The 17,451-nt window shown below is 53.0% G+C and carries 15 protein-coding genes and 1 other annotated feature (1 of these 16 cut by a window edge); all 15 genes read right to left on the reverse strand.

Going from position 1 to position 17,451, the window contains the following annotated elements:
* On the reverse strand, positions 1-660 hold the full coding sequence (locus tag AC4G46_RS25495; RefSeq protein ID WP_491125166.1) for a septum site-determining protein MinC: 660 nt from the start codon (positions 658-660) through the stop codon (positions 1-3).
* Between the two features lie 80 nt (positions 661-740).
* Entirely contained in the window at positions 741-1,271 is a 531-nt protein-coding gene (gene mreD / locus AC4G46_RS25500) for a rod shape-determining protein MreD (RefSeq protein WP_491125167.1), read from the reverse strand.
* Complete coding sequence (gene mreC / locus AC4G46_RS25505) at positions 1,271-2,149, reverse strand: rod shape-determining protein MreC (RefSeq protein ID WP_491125168.1); 879 nt, start codon at positions 2,147-2,149, stop codon at positions 1,271-1,273. Before mreC ends, mreD begins: the two co-directional genes overlap by 1 nt.
* A 58-nt stretch (positions 2,150-2,207) precedes the next feature.
* On the reverse strand, positions 2,208-3,242 hold the full coding sequence (locus AC4G46_RS25510) for a rod shape-determining protein (protein WP_068728428.1): 1,035 nt from the start codon (positions 3,240-3,242) through the stop codon (positions 2,208-2,210).
* A gap of 40 nt (positions 3,243-3,282) precedes the next feature.
* Entirely contained in the window at positions 3,283-3,972 is a 690-nt protein-coding gene (radC, locus tag AC4G46_RS25515; RefSeq protein WP_221803993.1) for a RadC family protein, read from the reverse strand.
* A 20-nt stretch (positions 3,973-3,992) separates the two neighbouring features.
* Positions 3,993-4,601 (reverse strand): Maf family protein, encoded by a 609-nt coding sequence (locus tag AC4G46_RS25520; RefSeq protein WP_491125169.1) that lies wholly within the window; start codon positions 4,599-4,601, stop codon positions 3,993-3,995.
* A 37-nt stretch (positions 4,602-4,638) separates the two neighbouring features.
* On the reverse strand, positions 4,639-4,884 hold the full coding sequence (locus tag AC4G46_RS25525) for a DUF4321 domain-containing protein (protein ID WP_068728431.1): 246 nt from the start codon (positions 4,882-4,884) through the stop codon (positions 4,639-4,641).
* Between the two features lie 201 nt (positions 4,885-5,085).
* Positions 5,086-6,426: an SPOR domain-containing protein gene (locus tag AC4G46_RS25530; RefSeq protein WP_491125170.1), complete on the reverse strand. Its 1,341-nt coding sequence runs from the start codon at positions 6,424-6,426 to the stop codon at positions 5,086-5,088.
* Positions 6,427-6,510: 84 nt separating this feature from the next.
* Positions 6,511-7,695, reverse strand: a complete 1,185-nt coding sequence (locus tag AC4G46_RS25535) for a glycosyltransferase family 4 protein (RefSeq protein WP_491125171.1) — start codon at positions 7,693-7,695, stop codon at positions 6,511-6,513.
* Positions 7,696-7,820: 125 nt separating this feature from the next.
* Positions 7,821-9,005, reverse strand: coding sequence for a glycosyltransferase family 4 protein (locus AC4G46_RS25540; protein ID WP_491125172.1), 1,185 nt, complete (start codon positions 9,003-9,005; stop codon positions 7,821-7,823).
* A 190-nt stretch (positions 9,006-9,195) separates the two neighbouring features.
* Complete coding sequence (locus AC4G46_RS25545) at positions 9,196-10,380, reverse strand: GGDEF domain-containing protein (RefSeq protein WP_491125173.1); 1,185 nt, start codon at positions 10,378-10,380, stop codon at positions 9,196-9,198.
* A gap of 84 nt (positions 10,381-10,464) precedes the next feature.
* Positions 10,465-11,628 (reverse strand): GGDEF domain-containing protein, encoded by a 1,164-nt coding sequence (locus AC4G46_RS25550; protein WP_491125174.1) that lies wholly within the window; start codon positions 11,626-11,628, stop codon positions 10,465-10,467.
* 264 nt (positions 11,629-11,892) lie between these two features.
* Positions 11,893-13,266, reverse strand: coding sequence for a UDP-N-acetylmuramate--L-alanine ligase (murC, locus tag AC4G46_RS25555; RefSeq protein ID WP_491125175.1), 1,374 nt, complete (start codon positions 13,264-13,266; stop codon positions 11,893-11,895).
* A gap of 7 nt (positions 13,267-13,273) precedes the next feature.
* Positions 13,274-14,650 (reverse strand): bifunctional folylpolyglutamate synthase/dihydrofolate synthase, encoded by a 1,377-nt coding sequence (locus tag AC4G46_RS25560; protein ID WP_491125176.1) that lies wholly within the window; start codon positions 14,648-14,650, stop codon positions 13,274-13,276.
* Positions 14,651-14,655: 5 nt separating this feature from the next.
* Positions 14,656-17,355: a valine--tRNA ligase gene (locus AC4G46_RS25565; protein WP_491128976.1), complete on the reverse strand. Its 2,700-nt coding sequence runs from the start codon at positions 17,353-17,355 to the stop codon at positions 14,656-14,658.
* An 83-nt stretch (positions 17,356-17,438) separates the two neighbouring features.
* Positions 17,439-17,451 (reverse strand) — a binding site (T-box leader) (it continues 271 nt past the right edge of the window).

Consider the following 17,451-nt stretch of genomic DNA (forward strand, 5'->3'; position numbering starts at 1 on the left):
CTACACCCCTTTAAACACATTTAAACCCTGACGTACTTTGACTATATTATGAATTTTGTCGATTTGCATAGCACCACTGGACAAATAGGCAAATTCCATACTGCTCTCCCGGGATCCCCATTCATCCGGAGGCCGGCTGATACAATCGGCAATCCGCAGCTGGGTCGGGGTTAATAAAGAAGCGGCGATTATCGCCTCCTGATTTCCGTCCACACCGGCATGAGCGACGCCCCTGAGCGCTCCGAGGACATAGATATCACCTGTGCAGGTAACCGTTCCTCCCGGATTGACATCACCCAGATACAACAGATTACCCACATGATGAACCACCTGGCCGGAACGGATGATCCCGCTCATAATGAACAGGGCGTCCTGATCGGTTTCGTCGGATTCAACAACCGCATCTATGGACCGGATCAGCAGGTTGCCTTGTCCTTTAAGAATCTCCAGCACAGCTGCCTTGTCTTCCTCAGTAACGGGACGGCTGCCCAGTTTAACGTCCACATGCACAATCGGTCCGGTTAGAATATTCTGATGGCTGTGCTCCAGCTTGTAACGCAGCTCGCTTAAGAGATCTTCAAAGGGACACTTGTCGTCTAGCAGGAATACCAGGCCGTCCTTGATGCCCTTAATCCTCACGTGCTTGGATTTTACTGTCATATGCCTGTCCCCCCATCCTCATTCATTCGTTCCGGATCAGGTAAATTCCTGCTTTGCCTGAAAGAAAATGCAGAGCCCGGCTATGCCGTTTCCTTCTTGCTGGTCTCTTTCTTGATAAGCTCCAGCTGGCGCCTTACCGGAATGTACAGAAGCAGCCCGATAGCGAAATGGAACAGCATGGTCGGCAGCATATGATTCAGAAGTGCCCAATTGTATGGTTCCCTGTTCAGGTTGAATACACTGTAAATGCCAAACAGGATGCTGTCCTCCAGCAGGCTTCCGAGCAGGACAACCGTCATCATCAGAGGCAGAGGCGCCCGGGGAAGCTGGAAAACCAGACCGATCAGATAGGCGGATAAGCCCATCGCAAAGGAATGGGCCCCAAGGATTCTTCCATAAAAAACCACATCATGCAGCATGCCGAAGGCTAAACCCAGAATAAGTGCTGTATGCCGGTGATGATACACAGTAACAAATAGAATTACGATAAAGACAAGATTAGGGATGATTCTCATTTCCCAGGCATCCGGAAGCAGCCATGGCAAAAGGGTTCCCTGAACAATAAACAGAAGAAATAATAACAGGACAAGTACTGATCTGCGCATCCTCACTATTCAGCACGCTCCTCCGTAAACACCACGAACAGATCCTTCCAGTCCTGAAAATTGGCCGTAGGTTCTATGAGGGCAGTTGAGGTATAGCCATAGGCTCCCTCCTGAACACTCTTTACAGTACCAATGGTCAAACCACGCGGATATACTCCTCCGCCGCCTGAAGAAATAATGGTATCACCAACAGCGATCGGATCGCCAACCGGAATTTTGTTCATTTCCAGCAATCCGGTCTGCGGATCATAGCTCTCGATCATGCCGAAGCTGTTCTGCTCTTTGTTCAGCGCGGTTCCGGCAATCGGCGGCTGGGAATTAGGGTCCTTACTGTCCATCATCGTCATCAGCTTCACCGTCGAGGTGAAATTGCTCACTTGACTGATAACACCGACCATCCCCTCAGACGAAATTACAGACATGTTGGGTTTAATTCCGTCCTTCGAACCTAGATCAATTACAACCGAGCTGTTGCTGGGCTCTGTCGTCAGGCTGATGACCTGCGCAATGTGAAGTTCATAATCGTACAGCTTCTTCTGGGCTTCCTTGAACTCCAGTCTTTCCTTATAGCGCTCATTCTCCGCTTTGGTGAAATTATAGATCGCTTTGTCCCGGGCATACTGGGCGGCCAGAATTTTGAGCTGCTCGTTCTCTTCGGCCAAATCATGCAAATTTGCTATATCTTGGAAGAAGCCCGCTACATATCCAGCGGGCTTGTAGAACAAATTTTGCACGAATCCGGTCGTATCCCTGAGGAAATTCTCCGGCCAGGACAAGGACTTCCTCGCCCCCAGGCTGAAGCCCATGACCACGATGAACATCACCAGTGTAATCAGCAGGATGAACAGACGTTTATTGTTAAACAGTTTAAACAGTTTCAACACCCTCTAACAACCGTATTCCACCCATATCAGGGGTTGATGTGCACAAATAACAGTAGGCCTAACGTTTCTGACGAAGTCCTGTATTGTTGCGGCTCTTGAACAGATGAATGTTATCCAGCGCCTTGCCTGTGCCGATAACGACACAATCCAGCGGATTCTCGGCAACAATGACCGGCATCCCTGTTTCACGGGCAAGCAGCTTGTCCAGGTTGCGCAGCAGTGCGCCGCCGCCGGTCAGTACAATGCCCCGGTCCATAATGTCGGCTGCGAGCTCCGGAGGACATTTCTCTAGCGTTACTTTTACAGCTTCGACAATTGCATTTACTGTATCAGACAACGCTTCACAAATCTCATCTGAAGTAATGGTCAGCGTCTTCGGCAGTCCGGTTACCAAGTCACGGCCGCGGATCTCCATCGTTTCCGCCTTTTCCAGCGGCAGAGCCGAACCTACGTCCATCTTGAGCTGCTCAGCCGTACGTTCACCAATCATCAGGTTATACTGGCGTTTGATGTACTGGATAATGGACTCATCCGCTTCATCGCCGGCTACACGTACAGAACGGCTGGTAACGATACCGCCAAGCGAAATAACAGCAACTTCAGTCGTTCCGCCGCCGATATCGACCACCATGCTGCCTGTTGGCTCCCACACCGGAAGATCTGCACCGATTGCCGCAGCAAAAGGCTCTTCAATAATGTAGGCTTCACGTGCGCCTGCCTGCTTGGTTGCATCCTCAACGGCGCGCTGCTCAACCGCAGTAATGCCTGACGGCACACAGACCATCACGTTCGGATGGCGCTGGAACATGGAGCGCTGCTTCTGCGCCTGGCGGATGAAGTATTTGATCATCGTCGCCGTCGTATCAAAATCAGCGATAACGCCGTCTTTCATCGGACGGATAGCACGGATGTTGCCCGGCGTGCGGCCGATCATTTTTTTGGCAGATTCGCCTACCGCTTCAATTGTCTTAGTATCAGTATTAATGGCCACCACGGAAGGCTCTCTCACTACAATTCCCTTACCGCGTACATAGACGAGCGTGTTCGCTGTCCCCAGGTCAATCCCTAAATCTTTCGTAAAACCACCTAACATGCTTGTATTCTCCTTTTCCTAGTGAATCTGCACAATTATATTACATGTACCCTTTTTCTTTCAAACTTACAAACCGGCTGTCGCCGATAATCAGGTGATCCAGTACGTCAATTCCGACAATTTCGCCCGCCTGAACCAGTCTGGAGGTCAGGGAAATATCCTCGGGACTCGGCGCAGGATCGCCGCTAGGATGATTATGCGCACAGATAATCGCTGCACTGCTGCATTTCATGGCAGCCCGGAACACCTCGCGCGGATGCACGATTGATGCGTTAAGGCTGCCCATCGACAAGGTTTCCTGTGCAATTACATGATTCTTCGTATTCAGAAACAGGCAGACAAAATGCTCCTTCTGTAGATAACGCAGCTGCTCTGTCAGAATCTCAGCTGCGTCCTGCGGGCTGCGGATGATGACCGGCTCGGTAAGCCTGGAGTTCGCCATCCGCCTGCCCAGCTCTATGCCAGCTTTCAGTTGCACCGCCTTGGCAGGGCCGATGCCTTTGATATTCGTAAGTTCTTCAATGCTCAGGTCCGCGAGCCCGCGGAGTCCGCCTGAATGGCCCAGCAGCTGCTGGGCAATGTGAATGGCTGATTCCCGGCGCGTTCCCGTGCGCAGGAGGATTGCCAGCAGCTCCGCCTGACTGAGTGATTCTGCCCCATAATGCATCATGCGCTCTCGTGGTCGTTCTTCATGGGGGAGGTCCCGCAGCATAAATGTGTGCGACTCCATCCCTATCCCTCTCTCCTGTACTATCCTTGCCGGCCCAGCACAGATATGCCAAACCGGGGCAGCATGCCGCCAAGCAGCGACAGCGGTAGTCCAACCACGTTAAAATAACAGCCCTGGATCTCTTCGACCAGCGTGGCACCAAACCCTTGTATCGCATAGGAGCCGGCTTTGTCAGCAGGCTCTCCAGTCGCTATGTAGGCGGAGATTTCCTCTTCGCCAAGTGCTCTCATGGTTACTGAAGTTACCCGGTGCGCCACTTCGGACCTGCCGTCCGGCAGCCCGATGCAGGCTACGCCGGTATACACTTCATGTGTACGACCCTGAAGCATGCTCAGCATAGCATGGCTGTCCTGCGCATCCTTAGGCTTGCCCAGTACTTTACCGTCCAGCACGACAATAGTGTCGCTGCCGACAATGACTGCATTCCTATCCCGGGCGGCAGGCATGACGGCTTCCGCCTTGCGCAAAGCCAGGGTATGCACGATCATCTCCGGTGTATAATCTGCGGGCGTACTCTCATCCGCATCACTGACCAGCACCTCGAAAGGCAGGCCAAGATTGGATAACAGCTCCCGGCGGCGTGGTGAGCCTGAAGCAAGGATAATGATTCGTGAGTTGTCATGCTCCACTGTATAAACGTCCCTTCTAAAGTCAGCAGCTTGAAAGCTACAGCCTGCGGTACAGCCACACGGCTGTAATCATACCGGCAAGACTGAGCAGGCACAATTTCAAATGAATAGTGATGTCGTAGGTTATGATGTCCAAATCGGCTTGCGGCGACCATGACAGGACAGTCGAAGCTGTAAGCAAAGACAGGGCTTTTACAGGCTCCAGCAGCTTTGCGATCCACGCACCGGCGAGCCAGCCCAGAATAAGAAATAACAGCAATGTTCCTACATTTTTCTTCTTCATCCACGTCTTCCCTCGCCATTTTTTGACACCCTAATTATTATACGGTGAAACTTGGCTCAATACAAACTCAAAATCCTCAGCGGAAATGATTACCACACCTACGCTTCCAGCCGGCAGATTTAGCCCAAAAAACGGAACCCTATTCTCCCAAACAAAAGTCCCCCGGCCGCGGGGTTACCGCGGCCGGGGGACTTCACCAGTCTAAGCAAGCAGGGAGAGCAGGGCCTTCTGACCTTTAAGGAAGCTCAGCATGGATTCCTGCACCTCCCAGAGCAGGCCCTGCGCCTGGTTTTTGAAGTATTCATTCAGGGCGGCAATCCCCTGGCTCATAGCTTTCTGCAGACTTGCGCACAGGCTCTGCCCTTGCGCGCTCAGGCCAGGCTCCAGCGCTTTGACGGCTTCGGTCCACTGCATATGAAGATTGCTGACGGCAGCGGCGTCCGGCAACCCGGAAGCGCCGCTTAGCAAGGAGGCCGACAGGCTGCTTAGCTCATTCAGCAGCTCTGTGCTGGCCGCGAAATAGCTGTCTACCGCCGCACCCTCTCCGGAAAAAGCAGCTTGTTCCAAGGCTGGCAGCTTAACCTCCCTGACGTAAAGCTCTATCCCCTGGTGCTTGAGTCCGCTGCTTAGCAGCTTGGCCTGCTCACGGTCAGGCGACACTCCAGCATAGACACGGTTGCCGCCTTCGGGATCAGCTCCTGCGGCCAGCCCGGCAGCGAGCAGCTCCTGCTGCGCCTGCTCTGCTCCGGCAGGTGTACTGAACACGCCGTATTGAAGCAGGTAATAGCTCTGCGAAGCAACTGCAACCGGTCTGCTGCCGGCCGCAGACGGCAATGCAGCACCGCCGGCAGCCTGCTGGCCGTTAGCCCCTGCATCGGCATTCTGCACGGCAGCGGGCTTAGATCCGCTGCCGCCGTCGTTCACGCCGCTGATGAAATTCAGCGCAGCGTATCCCAGCAGCAGCCCTGTACCAAGGGCCCCCGCGATGGATAGGGCAAACTTCCACCAATGGGTCGGCCGGCGGGTCTGATATGAGCCTCCGCCCCCGTAACTGACTCCGGAGTAGGAAATATCCCCGAACGTGCCCGGCTCATTTTCCGCATAAGTCTCAGGATAACTGTCACTGTCACCGTACCCGTCCTCTTGGATAACCTCCGGAGTCCGGCGCGGTGGTGTTCTTTCCCACAGGTCAGTCACCGGCTCCGGACGGAAGAAGGACGGTGCCGGCCGTTCGGACCGGCGGCTATGGTCATCCCGGCCCCCATAGTGCACCGGTACCGGTTCGGCTTCGGACACGCTGTCCCTATATTGTCTGTACTGCTCCCGCAAGCCGGAATCGCCGGCAGTATTGTATGCCCGGCCTTCTTCAGAAACATCGGCACGATGCAGCGGGGTAGGGTAATCCTTGACTATGTCATAATCCTTAGCCGCCTCGTAACTCTTAACGTTACCGGAATCCGAATCCTTTATGCTTCCTGCTTGTCCGGACTTATCCCTGCCATTGCCTGTATCAAAGCGGAACGTCATCTTTCCGTTATTCAAATCCCACACCTCGCTATCTTCAATTCTTTAAGAGAATATATGATAGAGAAGAGAGGGATATGCTATTTTGAGATAATAATATCTTTACACCAGGCTCAGCACTTTAGCCCGGACATTACCTGCTTCATAATGCTTCTGCAGTGTCCGGTATGCCTGATCAGCGATAATGGGTCCCAGCTCCGGCGTCTGCAGCAGCCTTAACACCTGGTCGGCCATTTCCCCGGTTGTACCGGCAAGCAGAATGTTGCGGCCCGGCTCACAGTTTAATCCTTCTGCACTCTTCTGGCCGGTAACTACCGGCGTCCGCAGCGCCCATGCCTCCAGGATCCGCAGCTGGCCGCCGCAGCCTTCGCGCAGGGAGGCTACTACTGCTTTGGAGCGACGTATGTATTCCTGGACGGCACTGCCTTCTTCTATAACCTGTACTGAGGAATCCAGATTGGCGAGTGCTGCCACTTCCGGATGAATCTCAGGGCCGACAATATAACATTTGCAGCCCGGCACCTTCTCCTTGATCAGCGGAAACACCTTCTTAAGGAAGGTCAGCGCAGTGTTCTTGCCCTGGCTGGTCTGCATATTCCAGTGCAGCAGAACCGCATCCTCCTTGACGGCTGGTTCGCTGAACCGGTATTCGTCCAGATCTATAAATTGCGGCACCACATGGACCTTCCCTGCATCAGCAAAGGACAGGGCCTTAAAGGACAGCGCCTCCCACTCCGAAGCGGTCAGGAGCAGTCCGGTTTTGTTCATCAGCCTGCGCTCATCCCGCCGGGAGAGCACTGCATTAAGCATGTGATAACGTTTGCTCAGACCCCGCTTGCCGGCTGCCTTCCCCTCAGAATGCCGGCTCTCCAGATACAGCGCGTCTGTGATAATAAAGGCTTCCGGCAGCAGGGATGAAATAAGTTCCACGCAGTTGCCCGGCACTCCCCGGGTAATATACACGTGACTATAGTCATTTGTTTTGCACAGGTGCCTGATCTCATTCAGCAAATCTTTATGCGTATCGGTATGGTACGAGCTGCCGCGCAGCTTATTCAGTGAATTTCTCAGGATAGTATGCGGCCTCGGTGCAGGAGTAACTGCATGTATTCTCAATGCGGGATCAGGCCTCAGGTGGGTCTTCCGCCCGTAGCTGCAGTATTCCAGCAAATCGATATCGAATTTCTCCAGCAGGATGCCGATCATCCCTTCGGTGCGCATTTCTTCCTCAATCTCTTCCTCCGGACCCCGGTTCCGGGCGGACAGATACAGCATTCTCTCTCTCATCTCTTACGACTCCTTGATTCTAGTTAACCTGAAACTTTAGTTGTAGATCAATAGTAGCGCAGTTCAATGTGAAAGATTGTCGATTCATGGGAGAAAACTTTTTTTATTTCTAAATATGACATTGTTCAGACAAGGCTCAGCAGCTTCTGCTTCACACTCTCCGCCTCATAATGGGCCAGCAGCGTCTGGTATGCATTATCAGCGAGTGTTGTTCCCTGCTCCCGGTTACCGAGCAGCTGCAGAACACTATCAGCAAAGGCAGCCGGGCTATCGGCAATCAAAATATTTTTGTTGTGCTCATAAAGGAGGCCTTCTGCTCCTATGGTACTTGAAACAACAGGCGTTTTCAGCGCCCAGGCCTCCAGAATCTTCAGCCGGGTACCGCTGCCCTCCAGCAGCGGTACAATCACGACACCGGCTCTGTGCACATAGTCAGCCACGCTGTCGACGTAGCCGGTAATAACGATCGACGGATCCCTTTCAGCCAGCGCAGCCACCTCCGGATGCACATCCCGGCCCACGATATACCATTTAATATCCGGAAGCTTCGCTTTAATAAGAGGATAGATTTCCCGGCTGAAATAGGAGGCGGCATTGATATTCGGAAAATAGTTCATGTTACCCGGCAGTATGATCCATTGTTCCTTGCCTGAATCCGGCTTGGGAGTATAGTCGCTGATCCGGATAAAGTTGGGGATGACATGCACCTTGTGCGAATTGTGAAAAGAAAGAGCTTTGAATGACAACCCATCCTGTTCAGAGGTCGCCAGCAGCAGACTCGTCTTATCCATCAGCTTCCGTTCATCCTCTCTCGTCCACACTGCATTAAGCCTGAAGTACAGCCTGGCTATTCCCTGCTTTTTCTTTGCCAGCTGTGCGGACAGGCTGCTCTCAAAATTGTGGGCATCTGTAATAATGACTGCCTCCGGAAGCACGCTGCGTACAATATCAATACAGGAGCCGAGCAGGCTGTGTGAAATGAAGACCTGATCATAGCGGTTCTCCTTGCTGAGCACGGCAATCCGGCCATTCATATCTTTATCCGCATGACTCAAGTATGAGCAGTTTCGCCACTTATAGAGCGAACGGAGCATGGCTTTACGGTAGCTCATCGTACGTTCCACCTCATGTACAGCAAGACCCGGGACATGCCCATGCCGGTTGTCCGGCCTCTGATTCCTGTAGGTCAGCAGATCCACATCGTATTTTGCCAAAAGAAGGTTTAGAATATTTCCAGTCCTCAGCTTGCCGCCGCTGTCCTGCGGAAAAGGGTTCTCAGCGGAAATGAACAGTATTTTCTCCTTTTTCATCGTCCCATCTCCTGCAATCTATATATGTGTATGTATGTGTATTGCGCTGATGTCTAGCATATATTACCCGGATGAATACCTTTTCCCCACTATTAACTGGTAAAATATTTTAAAAATTTCTAAATTATTTCTTTTATATAAATCTATCTTTTCAGTCAAAACAAAAAAAGCACCCTCCTCCGTTAAGCTGTTAAGAGGATGGTACTTTTTCGTCCAGCAAACTGCTGTGTTCATAGGTTCTGACGACGCGGTTTCTGCCTGTTTGCTTGGCCTCATACAGGGCTAAATCGGTCAGCTTGTATAATCTGTCCAGCGGTACCCGTTTCTCCGAGCGGATGGTCACCACTCCGATGCTCACTGTATACGGCAGCAAGGTGTCATCAATAACCGCACCCAGAACGCACCGCCTAAGCCGCTCGGCAATCCCGGTACTGGCGGTCTCATCCGCCCCGTGCAGCAGTACCGCAAATTCCTCGCCGCCAAATCTTCCGAACAGGTCGCTGCTGCTGAGCTGAGCCTCGATTTTGCGCGAAAAATCCCACAGCACCTTGTCTCCGGTCTCATGTCCGAATGTATCATTGATTTGCTTGAAGTGATCCACATCGAGGAGCAGAAAAGAAAAGGGCGCATCCGCTCTGGCTGCTTCAGCAATCAGCGGCCGGGCCCGCACCACAAATGCCCTGCGGTTCAGGATTCCCGTAAGCTCATCATAGGTAGCCACGCGCTCCAATTCAGCATAAGTATGCTCCCGCGAGAGCAGCATGTATCCGGCCGTCCCCAGAAACATCAGCAGGTACAGGCTGATATAAAAAAACTCCTGCAGCCAGCGGGACGCCGCCGAGCCTGCCAAGGGCTGCGCGTACAGCAGGTGGACCGCCTGCCCGAGCAGCGCAATAATGGCAAGGCCGTACAGCAGCCCGATCAGCTTTTGCAGCGGAGTCTCCCCTAGCTTCATGCAGAGTAAATAGACAGGATAGACGATCATTGCCGCACCTGCAGCTGCAGTCAGGGCGCCGGCCGGCTCCGCTGAAGGATATAGCTCCGCCAGCAGCAGCACCCCGACCCCCGAAATGGCTGCCAGCCTGTAATATAAACGCCGGATTCCGGAATTGTATACTCCCAGCAGCTTTAGCAGGGCAAAAGCTTCCATCATTCCCCCGGCCAGGCTTATCAGCATAACCGGCAGCTGCACGCCACGCAATTCAACAGCGGCCTCCGTCAGCAGTAGCATCCATACCAGCAGGTGAATCAGCTTGGCTATGATGTATGGCCGAAGGCCGCTGCCTTTCGTATAACATGAACGGTGCGACAGCATGAACAGAACAGTAAAGAAGTTGACAATAAAAAGGCATACCAGCATTGTTTCAAAATCCAAACTGACCGCTGCCGCGATGTGGTTCACCTTCCCTGCCCTGAATTATTCCTGAATCCTAATATGTATTTTGGCGCTCTTTCCCGCCTAGTGGCTGCTGTAACGGACAACCCGGTTTCTTCCCTCCTGCTTGGCCTGGTACAGTGCCCGGTCACACAGCTTGAACAGCATATTGACCGAGGTATGCTGATCCGGAATGATCGTCATGACGCCAATGCTGACTGTGTACCCAACCGTGCCAGTAATCCCGGAGGTTTCCGCTACCGCCATGCGCAGCTGATCTGTCTTAAGGCTGCTCTCAGCTTCACCCAGACCGTACAGAACGGCAGCGAACTCCTCTCCGCCGACCCTTCCGAACAAAGCGCCGTTGCCAAGATTATTTTGAACGGTAAGGGCAAATTCCTGCAGTACTCCGTCACCCTTATCATGCCCATAGGTATCATTAATCCTCTTAAAATGATCAAGATCCAGCAGCAGCAGGGAATAGGGCCTGCCTTTTTTTACAGCAAGCGCAAGCTTCAGCTCCGCTGCGAGCAGAAACGCCCTGCGGCTAAGGATACCTGTGAGGGAGTCGTAGGTAGCGATTCTTTTCAGCTTTTCGTAGGAATGCCCATTGGAGAGAAGGATGAACGCTGCGGTTCCTGACACGAGCATAAAAAACATGCCCAGATAATAAAGATACTGCGCCATATTAGCCGATAATGCGCCCATCTCCGGGTCAATAAACAGCGCAGCAACAAACCGTCCCAGCATGACAAAGGCAATGCCATAAAAAATAATCCCGGTCAATCTGTGCAGGGGGGGCTTCTGCTTACCTGCAGTCATCCGGACAGCCGGATAGAGGACATACAGCAGCACCGACAGTGAGGCTGAAGCTACCCGAAGATTGGCCTGATTAAAGAACAGCGCAATCACACAGAAGCTCGTAACACTTAATGCTGTCAGCAGCCCATAATACAGTCTGGCCGAACGGCCGAAGATATCCATCATCATCAAAAGTGCCGTAATTTCCAGTATTCCCCCGATCAGAATCAGGACATTGCTCAGCGGGATCATCAGCTTATGCGGCAGATAATCCCACAGGAGGATCGAGCTCCAAAAGAGCACCTGCACCCATTTACCGCCGATAAACAGGGCTGAAGCCCTATCCTTGGGTGAATGGAACCGGTAAAAGGTGATCAGGAGACCCGTAAATAAATTCCCTAAAATGAAAAGGTACAATAAGGTTCTGATATCAAGCTGAAATTCCATATCCACACCACCCTATATGTCCGGGGATCAATAACGTTATCATTGTGCATGCAGCACATCAAATTTATTATCGGCAATCCGTACCCGGGATTTGAATCCCATTATTTCTTTATCCAATTTTCTCCTAACACAAGATTACCTTCAGGAAAAAAAAGCAGCCAGAGCGCACCGATTCAGTATCGGCACGTTCTGGCTGCTTGGTTATTATCCGTCTGCATTTAGAAATCAGAACGCAGAACCTACTTGTTGTTCCTGTGCTTTTCCCTATTCCCGCAGGCCTTCGGCCAGCTTGTAGCCTACCTTCCAGATATCGCCTGCACCCATGGTGAGCACCAGGTCACCGGGAGCGATACGGTCCTGCAGATCGGCAAGCACCGCTTCCTTGGTCGGCAGATGCCTTGCGCTGGAATTGCTGTTCTGCACAATCAGCTCTACCAGCTTCGCAGAGGTTACTCCTTCAATCTGCTTCTCACCTGCCGGCGAGTAGATATCCGTAATAATGACCTCATCGGCTTCACTGAAGGCGCGGCTGAACGCATCCAGCAGGAAGAAGGTACGCGTATAGCGCTGCGGCTGGAATACGGCGATAATCCGTTTGCCGGTTGCCTTAGCGGCGCTAATCGTAGCCTGGATCTCTGTCGGATGGTGGGCGTAATCATCAATGACCAGAATGTCATTAACCTCGCCCAGCACCTGGAAGCGGCGCTTGGCGCCATGGAATTTCACAATGGCGGCAGCAATGGCATCAAAGGCAACGCCTGACTTCAGACAGGCGATTACCGCAGCCATCGAGTTGTACAGATTGTATTTGCCCGGGATGGACAGCTCAATCTTGCCCAGCACGCGCCCTTGATGATTCATCGTATAGGAGACCTGTCTGTCCCCCAGCACGATATCAGTAGCAGTGTAGTCCGCATCCGGAGAATCAATGCCGTAAGTGATAATGCTGCCCTTCACTTCAGACAAAAGAGAGCTGGCTGTCTCATCATCAGCACATACAATCGCCGTGCCGTCTTCACGCAGCTGATTCATAAACTGGACGTAAGCGGCCTTCAGCTTGCCGAAATCACCGCCGTAATTTTCCAGATGATCTGCTTCAATATTGGTTACAATAGCCAGCCAAGGATGGTACTGGAGGAAGGAGCCATCGCTCTCGTCTGCTTCGGCTACAACGTATTCCCCTTGTCCTGCCTTGGCATTTGTACCGACATTCATAATCTCCCCGCCGATAATATATGTCGGGTCCACTCCGCAGTCTTCCATGATCAATGCAATCATGGAGGAGGTGGTGGTTTTGCCGTGCGCCCCTGCAACGGCAACGCCCTTGCGTTCATTCAGCAGACGCGCCAGCATCTGGGAACGGTGCAGCACCGGGATGTTGAGGCGCTCGGCCTCCACCCACTCCACATTGTCGCTTGCAAGCGCGGTTGAATAGACAACAAGATCGGCACCCTTAACCTGCTCGGCCGTATGCCCGATATAGACCTTGGCGCCTTTGGCAATCAGTTTCTCGGTTAATTCCTGGGCAGCCACATCGGAGCCCGTAACCGTGTATCCCATTTCCAGCATTACCCGGGCAATCGCGCTCATACCGTAGCCGCCGATCCCAATAAAATGCACACGTTCAGTAGTATCCAACAGTTCGTCACCAGCCTTTTTCAGAATCGGGTTGCTGCAAAAGCGTACTGCGCACATCGGAAATCAGATACAATGTGCCGGACACGACCGCAAGATCCTTCTCCGACGTGATCGACTGCAGCAGCTGCAGCGCCTTGCCCCAATTACGTTCTACTATGATTTCCAAATGGTTCCTGGCATATTTATCCCGCAGACGTTCTGCGATGGCCTGCAGTTCTTTAGCGTCCATTTTCTTCCGGAAATCCGGTTCGGTCAGGATGAGCGTATCCACTATAGGCAGTATATGCTTGAAGTATGACTCATGATGCTTATTAGCCAGCATCCCCATGAGTAAATTTAATTTACCGTACTTATAAAACTGCGGCAGGCTTCTGGCCAGGCTCTCCGCTCCTTCGGGATTATGTGCACCGTCAAGTACAATCCGCGGATGCCGGCTTACTTCCTCCAGGCGTCCGGCCCAGAAGGTATCGCGGAAGCCATCCAGCACATCCTCATCGTCCAGCATGAACGCCATATACTGGCGCAAAACCTCAACAACCATCATTGCTCCGGCCGCGTTGCTCAGCTGATGCTCGCCTTTCATGGCGATCCCGACCTGAAGCTCACGGAACGGTCCCTTGAAGGTAAAGCTCTGTACACCTTCTTCGATTCCTGTAAGCTCATATCTGAAATCTTCCCCTGCCAGATAGAGCTTGGAACGGCAGGCCTCAGCCCGCTCCTTCAGGACAGCTATCACTTCCGGCTGGCTGACACAGCTGACCACAGGAACACCGGGTTTAATAATCCCGGCCTTCTCAAAGGCAATCTTCTCCAGTGTATCGCCCAGGACATCAGTATGATCATGCCCGACATTGGTAATAACGGAAACAACCGGCATTACGATGTTCGTTACATCCAGCCTTCCCCCAAGCCCTGTCTCCCATACGACTACATCAGGGAAACAGCATTCGGCATAGTAGAGGATAGCCAATGCTGTCGCGACCTCGAACATCGTCGGTGAACCAAGCTCGCCGGCGGCGATCTCTTCCACTAAGGGACGCAGCTTCTCTGCAAGCGCAGTAAGGGTATCTTCGGGAATATCCGTACCGTTGTACTGAAAACGGTTGGTGAACTTGGTAATGTAGGGGGATGTAAACGTTCCTACACTATAGCCGCTTTTGAGCAGCACGCTTGTCAGAAAAGCACAGGTCGAGCCCTTGCCGTTCGTTCCCGCCACATGAATAAACTTCAGCCTGCGGTGCGGGTTGCCGAGCTTCTCCATCAGGAGCTCGATCCGCTCCAGCCCCGGACGGATACCGAAGGGGATCAGCCCGTTGATCCAGTCCACTGCTTCTGTATAAGAACCCAAAGGAGCGGCGTTACCGCTCCCGATCATCTCTTCCATATCCCTTATCCTCTCAGCTCTGCGATGCGGGCCAGCACTTTCTCGCGCTTAGCGGAATAATCCGCCTGCTTCGCCCGTTCCTCTTCGATGACTTTAGCCGGAGCCTTGGCAACAAAGCCCTGATTGCCAAGCTTTTTCTCAACGCGTTCCACTTCACTGTTCAGCGTCTGCACTTCTTTTTCGAGACGGAGGATTTCCTGGTCAATATCGATCAGCCCCGACAGCGGCAGCAGCAGCTCTGCTCCGGTAACGACAGCGGACATTACTTTGTCCGGCGTCTGCGGTTCCAGTCCGGCTTCAAACGAAGACGTGTTGCAGAAGCGTCCGATGTAATTGTCGTTGCGGGTAATGATGCTGAGTGTTTCTGCACTGCCTGCCTTGATGATCAGTTCTACCTTTTTGCTCATCGGTACATTAACCTCTGCACGGATGTTGCGTACCGCGCGGATAATGTCCATTAGCAGGTTCATTTCGGCCACAGCCTCAGGGCTTTCCAGCGCTGCGTCGTACTTAGGCCACTCTGCCAGCGTAATCGTTGCACCCTCGTGCGGCAGATGCTGCCAGATCTCCTCGGTAATGAACGGCATGAACGGGTGAATGAGGCGCAGCGTGCGGTCGAGCACGTAAGCGAGCACGGATTGGGTTTTGGCTTTGGCAGCCGCATCCGCACCGTACAGCGACAGCTTCGCGAACTCGATATACCAGTCGCACAGATCATCCCAGATGAAGTTGTACAGCAGACGGCCGGTCTCGCCGTACTCGTACGCGTCAATTAGACGCGTAATATCGCGGGAAGTTTCGTTCAGGCGGTGCAAAATCCAGCGGTCGGCCGTTGTAAGCTCACCTGAAATGTCAATATCTGCAAAGTTCACGCCCTCCAGATTCATCAGCGCAAAGCGTGATGCGTTCCAGATCTTGTTGGCAAAATTGCGCGCCTGCTCTACCTTTTCCATCCGGAAACGCAGATCCTGCCCGGCAGTAATACCGGTAGAAATCATATAGCGCATAGCGTCCGCGCCGTACTGTTCGATAACATCCAGCGGATCGATCCCGTTGCCGAGCGATTTGGACATTTTGCGGCCGTCGGCATCGCGTACCAGACCGTGCATGAATACATCGGCGAACGGCTTCTGGCCGGTAAATTCAAAGGCGGAGAAGATCATGCGCGCTACCCAGAAATAGATGATATCGTATCCGGTAACGAGCACGTTGTTCGGATAGTAGCGCTGGTAGTCGCTGCTGCTCTCGTCAGGCCAGCCCAGTGTGGCGAACGGCCAGAGGTTCGAGCTGAACCAGGTATCCAGCACGTCTTCATCCTGCTTCAGATCATCAAGTCCGCTTATTTCGCGGGCTTCTTCTTCACTGTAGGCTACGAACACTTCACCTGTGGACTCCGAGTACCAGGCCGGAATGCGGTGTCCCCACCACAGCTGGCGGGAGATACACCAGTCGCGGACATTTTCTATCCAGTTCAGGTAGGTTTTCTCGAAACGCTCAGGAACAAAATTAACGCCGTTGCCTTCTTTCTGCGCATTGATGGCCACCTCAGCCAGCGGCTGCATTTTTACAAACCACTGGGTGGACAGGTAAGGCTCAACTACGGCGCCGGAGCGCTCGCTGTGGCCTACCTGGTGTACGTGATCCTCGATCGAGATCAGAACGCCCTGCTCCTTCAGGTCAGCTACGATGTTCTTGCGGCATTCGCTGCGGTCCTGGCCGTTATACGGTCCGGCTTCCTCATTCATGATGCCGCCCTCATCCATCACATTGATCTGCGGCAGATTGTGGCGCTGGCCTACCTCAAAGTCATTCGGATCATGGGCCGGAGTAATCTTAACCGCACCGCTGCCGAATTCCTTCTCTACGTAATCATCAGCAATAATCGGAATTTCACGGCCGATAATCGGCAGGATCAGTGTTTTGCCGATCAGATCCTTATAACGCTCATCCTTCGGATGCACCGCTACCGCTGTATCGCCGAGCATCGTCTCCGGACGTGTAGTGGCTACAGTAATGTGGCCGCTGCCGTCCTTCAGCGGATAACGCAGGTGGTACAGGTGTCCGTTAACCTCTTTGTATTCAACCTCAATATCAGACAGGGCTGTACGTGCAGCCGGGTCCCAGTTGATGATGCGCTTGCCGCGGTAGATCAGGCCTTTGCGGTACAGCTCAACAAAAACCTGGCGTACGCCTTTGGTCAAGCCTTCGTCCAGGGTGAAGCGTTCGCGGGAATAGTCCAGGGACAGGCCCATCTTCGCCCACTGCCCGTGGATCGTTTCGGCATACTGGTCCTTCCAGGCCCATACCTGCTCCAGGAACTTCTCGCGGCCCAGGTCATGGCGGGAAATGCCCTGCTGGCGCAGCTTCTGCTCAACCTTCGTCTGTGTAGCAATCCCGGCATGGTCCGTTCCCGGCAGCCAGAGGGTATCATAGCCCTGCATCCGTTTGGTACGGATCAGAATGTCCTGCAGGGTAAAGTCGAGCGCATGCCCGATGTGCAGCATCCCTGTTACGTTCGGCGGAGGGATTACAATGCTGTAAGGCTCTGCGTCCGGCCGCTGGCCGGCCTTGAAGAATTCATTCTCCATCCAGTAGGTGTACCACTTGTTCTCTGCCGCTTTCGGGTCGTAAGTAGTAGGCATGTCGTTCTTAGCGCTATTGTCAGCCGCAGCCTGCGCTGCCGCTTCCTGCGTGTCCGGCAGCATCTCTGCCGCTTTGATGTCATCAGCCATGTTCAGAACCTCCATTAATTTCTTCTTCTTCTGAAAATACAAAAAGGCCTTTCGTCTCAAAGGACGAAA

The sequence above is a fragment of the Paenibacillus sp. fava2 genome, from assembly GCF_058313675.1.

Coding starts and splice junctions, on each gene's coding strand:
- AC4G46_RS25495 (WP_491125166.1), bottom strand. CDS start 660: ATGACAGTAAAATCCAAGCACGTGAGGATTAAGGGCATCAAGGACGGC.
- AC4G46_RS25510 (WP_068728428.1), bottom strand. CDS start 3,242: ATGTTAGGTGGTTTTACGAAAGATTTAGGGATTGACCTGGGGACAGCG.
- radC (WP_221803993.1), bottom strand. CDS start 3,972: ATGGAGTCGCACACATTTATGCTGCGGGACCTCCCCCATGAAGAACGA.
- AC4G46_RS25525 (WP_068728431.1), bottom strand. CDS start 4,884: ATGAAGAAGAAAAATGTAGGAACATTGCTGTTATTTCTTATTCTGGGC.
- AC4G46_RS25535 (WP_491125171.1), bottom strand. CDS start 7,695: ATGAGAGAGAGAATGCTGTATCTGTCCGCCCGGAACCGGGGTCCGGAG.
- AC4G46_RS25540 (WP_491125172.1), bottom strand. CDS start 9,005: ATGAAAAAGGAGAAAATACTGTTCATTTCCGCTGAGAACCCTTTTCCG.
- AC4G46_RS25550 (WP_491125174.1), bottom strand. CDS start 11,628: ATGGAATTTCAGCTTGATATCAGAACCTTATTGTACCTTTTCATTTTA.
- AC4G46_RS25560 (WP_491125176.1), bottom strand. CDS start 14,650: ATGGAAGAGATGATCGGGAGCGGTAACGCCGCTCCTTTGGGTTCTTAT.
- AC4G46_RS25565 (WP_491128976.1), bottom strand. CDS start 17,355: ATGCTGCCGGACACGCAGGAAGCGGCAGCGCAGGCTGCGGCTGACAAT.